Source organism: Bradyrhizobium sp. SZCCHNR1093, from assembly GCF_032381175.1.
Classification (GTDB): Bacteria; Pseudomonadota; Alphaproteobacteria; order Rhizobiales; family Xanthobacteraceae; genus Bradyrhizobium.
Window position 1 is genome coordinate 132,041 of sequence record NZ_JAUHJJ010000012.1, and the last position, 12,984, is coordinate 145,024.

At 65.7% G+C, this 12,984-nt stretch carries 15 protein-coding genes and 1 tRNA gene; 3 read left to right on the forward strand and 13 right to left on the reverse strand.

The window, feature by feature from the left end; translation table 11 throughout:
- Positions 1–22 precede the first annotated feature (22 nt).
- The 6 genes from QX070_RS28465 to QX070_RS28490 form a co-directional block, all read right to left on the reverse strand.
- Positions 23–907 carry a LysR family transcriptional regulator gene (locus tag QX070_RS28465; RefSeq protein WP_315740468.1) on the reverse strand — a complete coding sequence of 295 codons (885 nt, stop codon included), beginning with the start codon at positions 905–907 and terminating at the stop codon, positions 23–25.
- 7 nt (positions 908–914) lie between these two features.
- Positions 915–1,985 carry a YeiH family protein gene (locus QX070_RS28470; RefSeq protein WP_409998829.1) on the reverse strand — a complete coding sequence of 357 codons (1,071 nt, stop codon included), beginning with the start codon at positions 1,983–1,985 and terminating at the stop codon, positions 915–917.
- 137 nt (positions 1,986–2,122) lie between these two features.
- Entirely contained in the window at positions 2,123–2,533 is a 411-nt protein-coding gene (locus QX070_RS28475) for a thiol-disulfide oxidoreductase DCC family protein (protein ID WP_315740469.1), read from the reverse strand.
- Positions 2,533–3,861, reverse strand: coding sequence for an SDR family oxidoreductase (locus QX070_RS28480; protein WP_315740470.1), 1,329 nt, complete (start codon positions 3,859–3,861; stop codon positions 2,533–2,535). Before QX070_RS28480 ends, QX070_RS28475 begins: the two co-directional genes overlap by 1 nt.
- A gap of 10 nt (positions 3,862–3,871) precedes the next feature.
- A complete protein-coding gene (locus QX070_RS28485; RefSeq protein WP_315740471.1) occupies positions 3,872–4,339 on the reverse strand; it encodes a DUF2269 domain-containing protein in 468 nt (155 codons plus the stop codon).
- 9 nt (positions 4,340–4,348) lie between these two features.
- A complete protein-coding gene (locus QX070_RS28490) occupies positions 4,349–5,251 on the reverse strand; it encodes an alpha/beta hydrolase family protein (protein WP_315740472.1) in 903 nt (300 codons plus the stop codon).
- A gap of 240 nt (positions 5,252–5,491) precedes the next feature.
- On the opposite strand from QX070_RS28490, the gene QX070_RS28495 reads away from it, so the two are divergent.
- Both QX070_RS28495 and ppa read left to right on the forward strand, forming a co-directional pair.
- On the forward strand, positions 5,492–6,001 hold the full coding sequence (locus QX070_RS28495) for a GNAT family N-acetyltransferase (protein ID WP_006611902.1): 510 nt from the start codon (positions 5,492–5,494) through the stop codon (positions 5,999–6,001).
- 172 nt (positions 6,002–6,173) lie between these two features.
- A complete protein-coding gene (gene ppa, locus QX070_RS28500; RefSeq protein ID WP_011923519.1) occupies positions 6,174–6,710 on the forward strand; it encodes an inorganic diphosphatase in 537 nt (178 codons plus the stop codon).
- Positions 6,711–6,771: 61 nt separating this feature from the next.
- Here the strand turns inward: ppa and folD are convergent, their stop codons facing one another.
- The 3 genes from folD to QX070_RS28515 all read right to left on the reverse strand — a co-directional run bounded on the left by folD (position 6,772) and on the right by QX070_RS28515 (position 8,642).
- Complete coding sequence (folD, locus tag QX070_RS28505; protein ID WP_315740473.1) at positions 6,772–7,656, reverse strand: bifunctional methylenetetrahydrofolate dehydrogenase/methenyltetrahydrofolate cyclohydrolase FolD; 885 nt, start codon at positions 7,654–7,656, stop codon at positions 6,772–6,774.
- Between the two features lie 263 nt (positions 7,657–7,919).
- Positions 7,920–8,258: a DUF167 domain-containing protein gene (locus tag QX070_RS28510; RefSeq protein ID WP_315740474.1), complete on the reverse strand. Its 339-nt coding sequence runs from the start codon at positions 8,256–8,258 to the stop codon at positions 7,920–7,922.
- Between the two features lie 93 nt (positions 8,259–8,351).
- Complete coding sequence (locus QX070_RS28515; RefSeq protein WP_315740475.1) at positions 8,352–8,642, reverse strand: YggT family protein; 291 nt, start codon at positions 8,640–8,642, stop codon at positions 8,352–8,354.
- A gap of 181 nt (positions 8,643–8,823) precedes the next feature.
- Here QX070_RS28515 and QX070_RS28520 point away from each other — a divergent pair.
- Positions 8,824–8,899, forward strand: a tRNA-Ala gene (locus QX070_RS28520).
- 137 nt (positions 8,900–9,036) lie between these two features.
- On the opposite strand, the gene QX070_RS28525 is transcribed toward QX070_RS28520, so the two are convergent.
- The 4 genes from QX070_RS28525 to QX070_RS28540 form a co-directional block, all read right to left on the reverse strand.
- A complete protein-coding gene (locus QX070_RS28525; RefSeq protein ID WP_315740476.1) occupies positions 9,037–9,843 on the reverse strand; it encodes a glutamine amidotransferase in 807 nt (268 codons plus the stop codon).
- An 80-nt stretch (positions 9,844–9,923) separates the two neighbouring features.
- Positions 9,924–10,703, reverse strand: coding sequence for an SDR family oxidoreductase (locus QX070_RS28530; protein ID WP_315740477.1), 780 nt, complete (start codon positions 10,701–10,703; stop codon positions 9,924–9,926).
- A 217-nt stretch (positions 10,704–10,920) separates the two neighbouring features.
- Entirely contained in the window at positions 10,921–11,388 is a 468-nt protein-coding gene (locus QX070_RS28535; RefSeq protein WP_315740478.1) for a TerB family tellurite resistance protein, read from the reverse strand.
- A gap of 125 nt (positions 11,389–11,513) precedes the next feature.
- Entirely contained in the window at positions 11,514–12,923 is a 1,410-nt protein-coding gene (locus QX070_RS28540; protein ID WP_315740479.1) for an adenylate/guanylate cyclase domain-containing protein, read from the reverse strand.
- Between the last annotated feature and the right edge of the window lie 61 nt (positions 12,924–12,984).

Consider the following 12,984-nt stretch of genomic DNA (forward strand, 5'->3'; position numbering starts at 1 on the left):
CGCTCGGGATGACCTGCCCCAATCAATGCGTCTCCCCCACCATCCGCAGAAACTCCCGTGCGGCCTGCGTCTGATGATGCTCTTTGTGGCGCAGGCTGTAGAAGTGCCGCTTGGGCAGCTCGATGTTGGCGACGGCGAGCAGCCCCGCCTTGACGGCGCGCATTGCCACCAGGCGCGACAGCACCGTGACGCCGGCGCCGGCTTCAACGGCGCCGCGCACGGCCTCGTTGGACGGCAGGTCGAACACCACATCGAGCTCGGCCGGGGTGATTCCGAAGCGGCCCAGCGCTGTTTCGAGCGCGGCGCGCGTGCCGGAGCCCTGCTCGCGCAACACCCAGCGTGCCGTCCTCAGGTCGCTGGTTGTCACCGACCTGCCGCGGCACAGCGGATGATCGATCGGGCCGACCAGCACCATGTCGTCCTCCGCGACCGGCTGGGCCGTGAGCACGGGATCGTCGACATCGCCCTCGACGAAGCCGAGATCGGCAGAGCCCTCGCGGACCTGGGTCGCAACCTGCTCGGTATTGCCGATCGATAGCTGCAGCTTGATCGCTGGATGCGCGGCATTGAAGCGGTGAATGAAGGCCGGCAGCCAATAGCCCGCGATGGTCTGGCTGGCCGCCAGCGCCAGCTGCCCCCGTTTCAGGCCGGCGAGATCGTTCAGCACGGTCTCGGCGGCGGCCGCGCGCGCCAGCACCGCCTTTGCTTCGACGAGAAACGCCTTCCCGGTCGCCGTGAGCACGATGCGGCGTCCGACGCGATCGAACAGCTTGGTCTCGTAGCGGGCTTCGAGCGCGGCCACAGCCGCCGATGTCGCCGACTGGGTCAAATTGAGGTCGTGGGCCGCCTGCGTGACGTGCTCGCGGGTCGCGACCGCCACGAAGATCCTGAGCTGTTCGAGCGTCACGTGCGTCCTATGTGGTCAGCTTCACCAGGGCCAGGCTCAAGCCTGCGATGAACAGGAAGGCGAGCAGGCCCAGCGCCAGCGGCCGCAGGCCCTTTGCCTTGAGCTTGGCGAAATCCGTTTCCAGTCCCATCGCGGCCAGCGCCATCGACAGCAGGAACGTGGTCGCCGTCACGATCACCGTCTTCATCTCGGCGGGTATGCTGATCACGCTGTTGAGGCCGACCAGCGCAATGAAGCCGAATACGAACCAGGGTAGCGGCGGCTGCGCATTGCTCCGGGTCTCGCCGCCATGGCGCGCACGCCGCGTTGCCAGCAGGCCGAGCGTGAGCACGACCGGCGCCAGCAGCATCACGCGGGCCAGCTTGGCGATGGTGCCGAACTCGCCGGCCTGCTGGCCCTGCTGAAACGCGGCCGCGACCACCTGGGCGATCTCGTGAATGGAGGCGCCGCTCCACAGGCCGAAGGCGTGCGCGTCGAGATGCAGCAGCGCCGGAAGCAGCGGATAGATGAACATTGCGATCGAGCCGAACACCGTGACGCAGGCCACCGCATAGGCGACGTCCTCGTCATGGGCGCGCGTGACCGTGTTGGTCGCGATCACGGCCGATGCGCCGCAGATCGAGGTGCCCGCGGCGATCAGCTCCGCCAGCTTGCGATCGATGCCGAGCAGCCGTCCCATCCACACCGTGAACACGAAGGTGCCGGTGAGGCTCAGCGCGATCACGGCGAGACCACGCGCGCCGACCTCGATGATCTGGGCGGCCGTCAGTTGCAGGCCGAGCAGGATGATCGCCAGCCGCAGCGCGCGGCGCATCGAGAAGGCGACGCCGGGCTTGGCTCGCGCCGGCGTGCCGATGACGTTATGCAGTGCCATCCCTGCCACGATCGCGAGGATCATCGGGCTGAACAGGCCGAGGCCCGGCACCAGGCGCAGCCCGAAGGCGCCGGCCGCGAGCGCCGCGGACAGCGCGAGCCCGGGCAGCAGCGTCGGTGCCCCCGGCGTCGCAGGCGCGTGGGCAGGTCGATGATGAATGGCAACGGGCGCATCGGCGATCAGATCATGCGACGGGGCAGCCATGGAAAACTCTCCCAAACAGGGTCTGGAGAGGAGAATTTCATGCTGCTATCAATCGATCCAACAGATTATATCGTATATATCATTCGATCAAATCGATCAATTCCTGGCTCGCTCCCGCGTCTCACCCGCGGATCGGATCACGACTCCAGCACCCGCCTCCGGAGCTCGGCATCGGGCACGAAGCAGGATTCGTATTTGCCGAAGATGCGGTAGCGGTTGCGCGCGACCAGGCTGTAGACCGCATCGCGCAGCGGCTTCGGGATGGCGCGCAGCGCGCGCGTCCAGCCCCAGCCCGGCAGGCTCGACAATACGGTCAGCGCAGCATCGGATTTCAGATGCGCCTTGCCGCCATGCACCACCGCATTGGTGTCGGGCTCCTGGGGATCGATGCCGAAGGCCTGCGCCAACCGGGTGCCGTAAGGCGACTGGATCGGCGTGAAGCGGAAGCGCTTTGCGGTGTCGCGCGCGATCACGAACTGCACCCAGCGGGAGCAGAACACGCAGACGCCGTCGTAGAGGATCACGTCGTCGTCGGGCCAGTGGGTCATCATCGATTGTCCATCATGAGCAGCGCGACCAGCATCAGCACGATCGCTGGTCCCGTCTTCACCAGCGCTCCGAGCGGCTCGAGCCAGAGGTCGGGCGTGAGGATCGCGCAGCCGAGCATGTAGCCGAGCGAGACGAGGATGCCGGCGGCGAGCCCGAATGCTGCGGTTCTGCGGAACGCGATCAATACGCCGACCGAGATGTCCACCATGCTGGTGATCGCCGCAAACGGGACGGCGAACCAGTCGGGCCAGCCGCGCGTGGTCAGGATCGCCGTGGTCGCGGGGAACGAGACCAACAGTGCGATGCTGCCGGACGCGACCCAGAACAACACCAAGCCGGCAATGATCAGCGCCTTGATCAGGAACAGGCGTGCGAACCATTTGTCCTGAATGGTGGCGCCATGCGTGCCCACGGCGTCGTCCAGCGTCGTCGGGGTAATGACGGTTGCCGCGATCCACGGGTCCGGATCGCCACGTACGCCCCTGCGCAATTCGGCGATCGCCGTGGTGCGCATCGGCGGCATCCAGCCGAGCCGGCTGCAGAGGTCACCGGCGAAAGCGCCGAGATTGATCAGCGGCGCGGGCACGGCAACGCGTGGCCAATCCATTGTGCCGAAACTGCGCCGAAACGCACCGAGCACGTCGCCAAGCGTCGCCGCCTCGGGCTGCATCAGGTCCCAGCTCACCGCGCGCGTCGCCTCGTCATCGATCGGCCGCATCGCGAGCCAGGCGATGGTCGCGGCGATGTCCGCGACCGCCACCGGCTGGAACGGTGTCGCCGCAACCTTCGCCGGCAGGTCGACCGGAAGCGCTGCCAGCGCGCGGACCATCGCGCTGCCGCCATAGGCCGATGGCGCGATCACGAAGCCCGGGCGCAGGATGGCGTAGGGAATGTCTGAGGATGCAATCAACTGCTCCGCCTCACGCTTGGTGGTCGCGAAGGCGGTGCGATCCTCATCGGCCGTGCCGGGGATCGAGATGTGGATGAAGCGCATGCGACGGCCGCAGGCCGTGATCGCTGCGAGCACGCGCGCGACGAACTCACGATGCACGGCCGTAGTGTCGCTGCCCGGGCCATCCTGCAGCACGCCGAGGCAGTTGACGACGACATCGATCTCGTGAGCGCGGATCAGACTCGCCAGAGCCGGCGCATCGAGCGCCATGATCGGCAGCTCGATGTCGAACGGTGACACGCGTTGTGATGGCGAGAACGCGCGCGCCACACCGACCGTCGCACAGCCACGCTGGCGCAGATCGTCGGTGATGAAGCGCCCGATCAGGCCGGAAGCGCCAAGCACAAGGATGCGGGGGTTGGTCGACGTGATCATGCGCGTCTCGTCAGAACGGCTTTGCGATCATCAGCCAGAGAATGGCCATGACCGCGCCGAAACCGGGGATGCCACACAGGAACCAGCGGCGGAAGACGATGAAGTAGCGCGGCGGCAGCTCCTCGGCGCCGACGTCCGCGAGGCGCGCCAGGTCGCGCAGCTCGATCTGCATGAAGATCACCGGCACCCAGAACAGCCCGGCGACCGCGTAGAGCGCGAGCGAGGTGAGCAGCCAGCCGTCAGTCACAGCGGTCGACGACAGCCACATCAGCGTGCCGCCCGTGACCGGCTGCAGCAACACCGCGGACAATGTGAAGAGCATGTCGGCGATCACGACCACGCCGGCGGTGCGAGCGATGAACGCGGCCTCGCCACTCAGATGCGCCATCAGCATGAAGAATGCGATCCCCGTGCCGGTGCCGAGAATGACGATGGCGCCGAGCACGTGCAGATATTTGACCAGGAAATACAGCGTCATCGTGTCCTGCTAGTTCGGCGGCACCGGATGCGTCGATCGACGTGTCGTTGTCAGCGCCCTCGACAGCAAATCCGCCGCCAGTGCCACGCCGTCGTCGTGCTCGATCATCCAATGCCCCTCCTCGCCGGAAGGTGGCAACAGGTTGAAGCCCGCCTGGCCTCCAGCCGACGTGAAGGCATCCGCAAGCCGACGCGAAAGCGGTGGTGGAAAGTAGCTGTCATTGGCCGCAACCAGCCACGTGACCGGCGCGCGCGCGCCGCGTCCGAATGCGCGGGCCGTATCAAGCAGGCGCGCCTCTGCACAGACACGCCCGGGCACGTCGTCGGCATGCCCGCCACGGCCGGGCGCGAACACGACGATTGCTGAGACGATCTGCGGCGGCTGATCGGCGAGTGCCAGCGCGCCCCAGCCGCCGGCCGAATGGCCGATGATGACGGCGCCGCCCTTCGCGGCGAACGGCTGCTCGCGCATGTCCGCGAGCGCGCGCAAAATCTGCGCCGCCGTCGCGCGTCCTGCTCTCTCGTAGTCCGCGTCGGCGCAGCCGCCCTGGTCTTCGACGTAGGGACCGCCCGTGCGGCCGTGCCCGAGCCGCTCCGGGACCAGCACGGCATAGCCCCGCCCCACCAGGAGACGCGCCAGCGCCGTGTAGGTGGGCTGCGGCAGCTGTGCCCGCCACAGCGGATTCTGCGTCGAGGCATGCGCGATCACGGCCAGCGGAAACGGCCCGTGGCCGGCAGGCCGATAGAGGATCGCATGCGCGGGAATTTCGGTCTTGATGGACGGTATCAGCCATTGCTGCCGGCGCGCCGGCTCGGCTTCGGGCGACGCGGGACCGAACGGCTGTGCCGTTGCGTCGGCTGCCGACAGGACGAGCAGTGCGAGCAACCATGAGACGCAGCGAAGCAGCACCATTCAGCCGAACGAGAAGATGTTGAGCTTGCGCCACACTAGCCCACGCCGCGGCCGGTCAGATGCAGTTTTTCCCGCGACGTATGAAACAGCGGTGACAGGACACCACCGGCGCCCGACAATGTTGCGAAATTGTCCCTTTTCGGCACAGCTTTCCGCCACGGTGATGCCGAAAGTCCACAGGTTAACCGATCTTTAACGTGGCACCTTGAAGGCGGACCGCCGACTTGCTTTGATCTCGTCATGAGCACAACCCTGATCGAAGTCCGTCCGGCCAAGGCTGCAGATGCGGCTGCGGTGGCGTCAGCCCATGATGAAGCCTGGCGTTCCGCCTACCAGGGGATCATCCCTGGCGCAGAGCTGGAGAAGCTGATCAACCGGCGCGGCCCCCAATGGTGGGACAGCGCGATCCGCAAAGGCAGCCGCGTCAGCGTGCTGGTGTTCAACGACAAGGTCGCAGGCTATGCGAATTACGGCCGCAATCGCGCCCGCAGCCTGCATTTTGACGGAGAAGTCTACGAGCTTTATCTGCGACCGGAATTTCAGGGGCTGGGGTTCGGTCGCCGGCTCTTTCAGTCCGCCAAGCGCGACCTCGCGCAGAGCGGCCTGAAGAGCATGGTGGTGTGGGCGTTGTCCGACAACGATCCCGCCACCGAGTTCTACCGCGCATTGGGCGGCCGCATGGTCGCGCGGTCGTCGGAGCGCTTCGGGCCGAAGTCGCTCGACAAGGTCGCCTTTGCCTGGACCAACTGAGCCTGGACCGGCTGTGCTCTGTGCGCGTTAGGCGTTAACGCGCCCTCGAATTGAACTGAAAGTGTTGGCCTGAGGTAGCTGTTGCGCAGCCGCGATTTTTTTGCGACTGCGAATGCCCGCGCTCATTCCACGGGCGTCCGACCCTGAAACGTTCAAGTTCTACGGAGCATCCATGCGCATCGACGCCATCCCGATCGGGAAAGATCCGCCGCGCGAGGTCAACGTCGTCATCGAAGTGCCGGTCGGCGGCGAGCCGATCAAGTACGAGCTCGACAAGGAAGCCGGCACGCTGTTCGTCGACCGCTTCCTCTATACGGCGATGCGCTACCCCGGCAATTACGGCTTCATCCCGCACACGCTGTCCAACGACGGCGATCCCTGCGACGTGCTGGTGGCCAACACCCGCGCGATCGTGCCCGGCGCGGTCATGAGCGTGCGCCCGGTCGGCGTGCTGCTGATGGAGGACGAGGCTGGCGGCGATGAGAAGATCATCGCGGTGCCGTCCTCGAAGCTGACCCAGCGCTACGACAAGGTCCGCACCTATTCGGACCTGCCGGACATTACGCTGCAGCAGATCCAGCACTTCTACGAGCACTACAAGGATCTCGAGCCCGGCAAGTGGGTGAAGGTGCTACGTTGGGGCAATGCCGACGACGCCCACCAGCTGATCGCCGAGGGCATCGCGCGCGCCAAGGCCGCGAAGAAGTGAAAACAATTGACGTCATTCCGGGGCAGCCGCGCAGCGGCTGAACCCGGAATGACGCAGGTGGTTACACCGCCGGCTTCGGCAGCCCGGCAATGGCGCAGGCGGCGCGCAGTGTGTTGACCAAGAGGCACGCGACCGTCATCTGGCCGACGCCGCCGGGCACCGGCGTGATCGCGCCGGCGACCTCCGCCACTTCTGCATAGGCGACGTCGCCGACCAGCTTCGTCTTGCCGTCAGCTGTTGGGATACGGTTGATGCCGACGTCGATCACGGTCGCGCCGGGCTTGATCCAGTCGCGTTTCACCATCTCCGGGCGCCCGACGGCGGCATAGACCAGATCGGCGCGCGCAGTGAGCGCCGGCAGGTCGCGCGAGCGCGAATGCGCGATCGTCACCGTGGCGTTCTCGTTGAGGAGCAGCTGCACCAGCGGACGGCCGACCAGGTTGGAGCGGCCGATCACGATCGCGTTCATGCCCTCCAGCGAGCCGTGCACGGTCTTGCTGAGGATGATGCAGCCGAGCGGCGTGCACGGCGCCAGCGCCGGCTGGCCGCCGGCGAGACGGCCGGCATTGTGCGGATGCAGACCGTCGACGTCCTTGGCCGGATCGATGGCGTTGATGACGGCCTCGGTCTCCAGCCCCTTCGGCAGCGGCAGTTGCACCAGGATGCCGTGCACGGCGGGATCGCGGTTGAGCTTGCCGATCAAGGCCAGCAGCTCGTCCTGCGAAACGTCGGCCGGCAGCTTGTGCTCGAACGAGGCCATGCCGGCGGCCTGGGTCTGGGTGTGCTTGCTGCGGACATAGACCTCGGACGCCGGATCGTTGCCGACCAGCACGACGGCGAGGCCGGGTGTCAGGCCATGGTCGCGCTTGACCCGCTCGACCTCACGGGCGACCTGCGCGCGCAGGTCGGCTGCAATGATCTTTCCGTCGATGATGCGCGCGGTCATTTTGCTCTATCCTCGGTTCAAAGGCTGTTCATCGAGCAAGATGCTGGCCGCGTGCACCCACCCTCCCCTGGAGGGGGAGGGTCGATCGCACGCGAAGCGGGCGAGCGGGGTGGGGTGAAGCCACGGATGCCGGTGCCGGTGGAGAGATCACCCCACCCCGCCTCACGCTCGCTTCGCTCACCGTGAGGCGACCCTCCCCCTCCAGGGGAGGGTGAAGATCGCCGCTTGCGAAGCCGAAAGGCCTCGGCTCGCGCTTCTTGCGTCTATTCTCGTTGTTTCCGGGTCGGCTTATGGGCTGCGGTGAGGTCGCGCAAGGCCTGATCGAGCGCCGACGGATCGCCGTCGATGGCGACCTGTTTCAGCCGTGACGTCGCGCCAGAGGTGATTCGCACCGAGGCCTTGGTGACGCCGATCGCCTTGGCCAGCAGCTCGGTCACGGCGCGATTCGCCTCGCCGCCATCGGCGATCGCGCGCACCCGGACCTTCAGCACATTGCGGCCGTCGGACAGCGTCTCGACCCCATCGACGGCGTCCCGGCCGCCGCGTGGGGTCACCCGCAATGCGAGGGTGACGCCGCCCTTCGAACATCGCCAAGGGACCATCGATAGGGACCCTCGATCCGAATCAGCAGCAGACCTGAGTTGACGCAAGCAGCACCCTTGAATCCCGCGCGTCTACGTCAGTGCGTGCAGGCGCTAGACAAACAGACCCTGAAGCGCCGGGATGATCACGAACCGGATGAACTGGATGAGGATGAAGAGAACGAGAAACGAAAGGTCCAACGCTCCGGCAGGAGGCACGAAGCGCCGAATCTGTCGGAGCGCGGGCTCTGTCAGAGCATCAAGCGTGTAAAGCACCTGTCGGACCAAGTCGTTCCGGACGTTGATGACGCTGAACGCGACCAGCCAGGACATGATTGCCGCAACGACCAGGATGAACACGTAGAGGCCGAGAAGCCAGTCAACGAAGTCTAAGAGGCGTATCATCCGGGGTTCCTGGAACGAGATATCACCCGGTTAGATATCTGTTCCCTCCCGCGCAAACAAGGGAAGGTGCCCGTCAAGGCTAACAGGCGATGTGACCGTTCTTGACTTGACCAGGGCACCGACTGTAAATGGCGCCCGATCTGCCGGCCGCCTGTTCCCAACATCAAAGCGGTCGTGTTACGGGGCCATAGCTCAGCTGGGAGAGCGCGTCGTTCGCAATGACGAGGTCGGCGGTTCGATCCCGCCTGGCTCCACCACGCTTCGCCTTTCAGGCTACGCGTGGCGCAGCCACGCAATGCCTGAAAGGCGAAGCGTGGTGCCCGGCGTAGCCTCTTGGCGAAGCCGGGCTGAAGTCTGAACATTCCAAGCCAATCGATTGATCAGGACGCCCGTCCTACTCCGCCGCCTCGGCCATCGCCGCCACCGGCTCGCGCGCCAGCCAGCCATCCAGAAAATGTGCCAGCCAGGCCCGCTCGGCGGCATCATGCACGGCGCGACCCTCGAAATGATGGTGGCGCAGACGGGCGCCGGGGGTGTCCAGCCGGGCATGACCGCGGGTGGTCCAGCGGCACATCATCGCGTAGGTCACGTCGGGGTGGAACTGCAGCCCGGTGGCGTTCTGGTATTGATAGGCCTGCACCGGAAAGTCGCCGCCCTCGGCGAGCAGATCGGCGCCATCAGGCAGATCGAAGCCCTCGCGGTGCCAGTGATAGACGTGATCAGGCCAATGCGGGCAAAGCCTGCGCCCGGCCCGGGTCGGGCGGATCGGATAATAGCCGATCTCGGCGCGCCCCTCTGGATGCGGCGTAACCGGCGCGCCGAGCTGGATCGCCAGCATCTGCGCGCCCAGGCAGATCCCGAGAAAGGGACGCTGCTCCCGCAGCGGCACCTCGATCCAGTCGATCTCGCGGCGGACGAAGTCGTCCGGATCGTTCGCGCTCATCGGACCGCCGAAAATAACGGCACCCGCATGCCCATCGAGCGTCTCCGGCAGCGGATCACCGAACCGCGGCCGGCGGAGGTCGAGCGGATAGCCGCGGGCGCGCAGGGCGTTGCCCACGCGGCCAGGGCTCGATGTTTCCTGATGCAGGATGATGAGGACGGGCCGCTGCGGCGCAGCCGCCGGGGCCAGCTTCGAGTAGAGATGCCGAACGTCCGCCTGGGTCCCGTTCGGATGGAGCGAAGGGTCTTGCCTGAGCATCACCTGGCGATCATAGCTAAGCAAAGGTTAACGGCGCGTGAGCGAGCGCACATTGCAAAGCAAGCGCCGGGCCAGCGCGATCAGGTCCGCTTCAGCTGCAGCCGGCCGACCGCGGCGAGGATGAAGCCGCGCGGGAACCAGCGCAGCATGAACGGCACGATCTTGATGCCGAGCCCGGGCAGCACCACGCGCTTGTCGGCCATCAGGCCGCGATAGCCGGCTTCCGCCACGGCCTTGGGCGAGACGTTGAGGATCACCGAATCCACGCCCGGCTTGAAGCCGGCGCGGTCTTGGAATTCCGACGGCACCGGACCGGGACACAGCACCGTGACCCGGACGCCATGCGGCGCCAGCTCCTTGCGCAGCGCCTCGGTGAACGAGATCACATAGGCCTTCGAGGCGTAATAGACCGCCATGCCAGGCCCCGGCAGGAACCCGGCCACCGATCCCAGATTGAGGATGCCGCCCTTGTTGCGGATCAACTGGTCGGAAAAGCGCAGCGACAGCTCGGTCAGGGCGCGGACGTTCACCGAGATCATGTCGAGCTGCTCGGTGCGGTCGAGCTGCACCGCCTTGCCGAACAGGCCGAAGCCGGCGTTGTTGACGAGATATTGCAGCTCCAGGCCGGCAGCCGACAGCGCAGCCTCGATGGTCGCGCCGGCGTCGGGGGAGGTGAGGTCACAGGGGATCACCAGCGGCGCCGGGCCGCCCTTGGCGGCGATCTCCTGCGCCAGCGCCTCGAGCCGGTCTTCGCGCCGGGCCGTCAATACGAGCCGGTGCCCGTTCGCGGCAAACACGCGCGCCAATTCGCTGCCGATTCCGGCAGAGGCACCCGTTACGAGCGTGACACGTTCACCCACGATCCCTGCTCTTCGATCACAATTTGCACATCATCCAATTGCGGCGGACGAGAGCATAGTGGGACGGGAACATGCAAGACACCGCGATGCATGGCCTTGCGCTGGATTGCGGCAATAGCCTCAGATTCACATGGATTTACATGAACGGGGGTGTCCGGAACAAAATTAAAGTTTGTTCATCTCCGCATGAAGTCGGTTCCACCCGGAGCGACGCGGTTCAAGCCGGGGCGCCGGACTTGCGCGCCGCCACCCGGTGCTTGAGGTCGAGGCGGTCATGCGTGGAGACGCCGAGCAGCTCCGAGGCGCGCCAGACCACATTGTCCTCGAATTCGGTCACCTTGCCGTCGGCGTAGACCAGCTCCCACATCATCTCGACGATGCGCAGGCGGCCGGCTTCGTCGACCTCGCGCATGATGACGCTGGTGAAGCGATAGAGATCGACCGCGTCGCCCTCCGCCAGCATGGCTTGCGCGATCAGCCGGTCGGCGCTGCCGGGATCGAGCCCGAAGCGCCGCTCGATCAGGCCGTGCAGCTTGCGACGCTCGATCTGGCTCGGCTCGCCGTCCAGCGAGATGACGTGGATCAGCAGGGCCGTCGCCGCGAGCTGATAGCCATTGTCGTCGAACGCCGGGGTCTGCTGCGGCGAAACGACGTCAGCGATGAATTGGCGCAGTCCTTCGAGCATGGAATCCTTCGCTGTAAGATACGTAGCGGATCGCAAACCGGCCGGCGAATGCTCATTATATGCAAATGCCACGCTGCGCCGACAATCCGCTGCGACCTTTGGACTGCATGACATTTCGGTAAGCCTCAGGGTATTTCGTACACCATCATGCGGTCGGCGATGCCGCGCAGCGCGGCGTGCTTCTGGATGGGCGCGATCTTCGCGCTCCGCAGGATGTCGGCAACGCCGGGGCTCTCGATCACGGGCGCGGTGAGATGGATCTCCTGCGCGGTCGACAGGCTCTGCACGCGCGACGCGATGTTGACGGTCTGGCCGAAATAGTCCTGGCGGTCGTTCAACATCACCGCGAGGCACGGCCCCTCGTGGATGCCGATCTTGACCACGAGATCCTCGGTTCCGCGCTCGGCATTGAGCCGCTGCATCGCCGCGCGCATGCGCAGGCCCGCGGACAGCGCATGCTCGGGCTGGATGAAGGTCGCCATCACGGCATCGCCGATGGTCTTCACCACCGCGCCCTTCTCGGCATTGATGATCTCCAGCAGCGCGCGGAAATGCGCGCGCACCAGGTCGAAGGCCGCGAGATCGCCGACGCGCTCATACAGCGCCGTCGAGCTTTTGAGGTCGGTGAACAGGAAGGTGAGAGAGGTGATCTTCAGCCGCTGGTCGATGTTGAGATTGTCCGCCTTGAACACGTCGCGAAAGGTCTGGTTGGACAATATGCGCTTGGCGGTCAGGAAAGGCCGGCGCTTGCCGAGGAGACGGTGGAGCGCATCGCCGGCAACGAAGACGGTCGGCAGCGTCCGTACGCCGGCCTGATTGTCGAGCGCCAGTCGCAGCGGGCCTGGACGCAACGTGATCGATCCGGTCGGAGGATGCGCCCTGTTGAATAGCAGTCCGAGCTGCTGGCGCTCCCTGGTGGGCTCGCCCTGAACGTCGATGAAATGCGCAGAATGCGTCACCGGTTCGAAGATGATGATGAAATCGGATGGGAGCTGCAGTGAGAGCACGGCCTTCTCACCGGCTGGCAGCTCGAGCGCATCAAGCGTCACTTCTTCGCTGAGCGAGGCAAAAGACTCCCGGTCGAGGTCGATCCCGGAACTCCAGAAGACCTGCTTGTAATACTCCCAGAGCGGCAGCGTGTTCGGATCGTGAGCGGCGATGCTCCTGACCTTGGAGCTCACGGTGAAAGCAACTTCGACCTGCTCGTCGATGGAAGGCTCGTAGCCGCAAGCGCATAGTCCGCAATGGTAATCGTCATGGCGGAGAGATTTCAGCGTGGCGTGCGCATCCAGCACGCCGCTGCAGCCAGGACAGAGCACGTTCCAGGTCAGATCGAACAAGCCGATCCGTGCAGCATGCAGGAACCCGGAAATAACCCGTTCCTCATCGAGACCGGCGCGCGCCGAGAACTCCAGGGCATTGATACGGTTGAGTTCGTGATCTTCACCCGCCTCAATCAACCGTGTGATCGCGTCCGCAACGGCCGGATCGGCGGTCTGCTTCAGAACCGAAAGCTGGGCCTGGATGTCGCTCATGGCGTGTTAAGATGGTGCCTAGCAAACCCACAAGCAAGAGACGAAGCGATGGCCCGGCCGC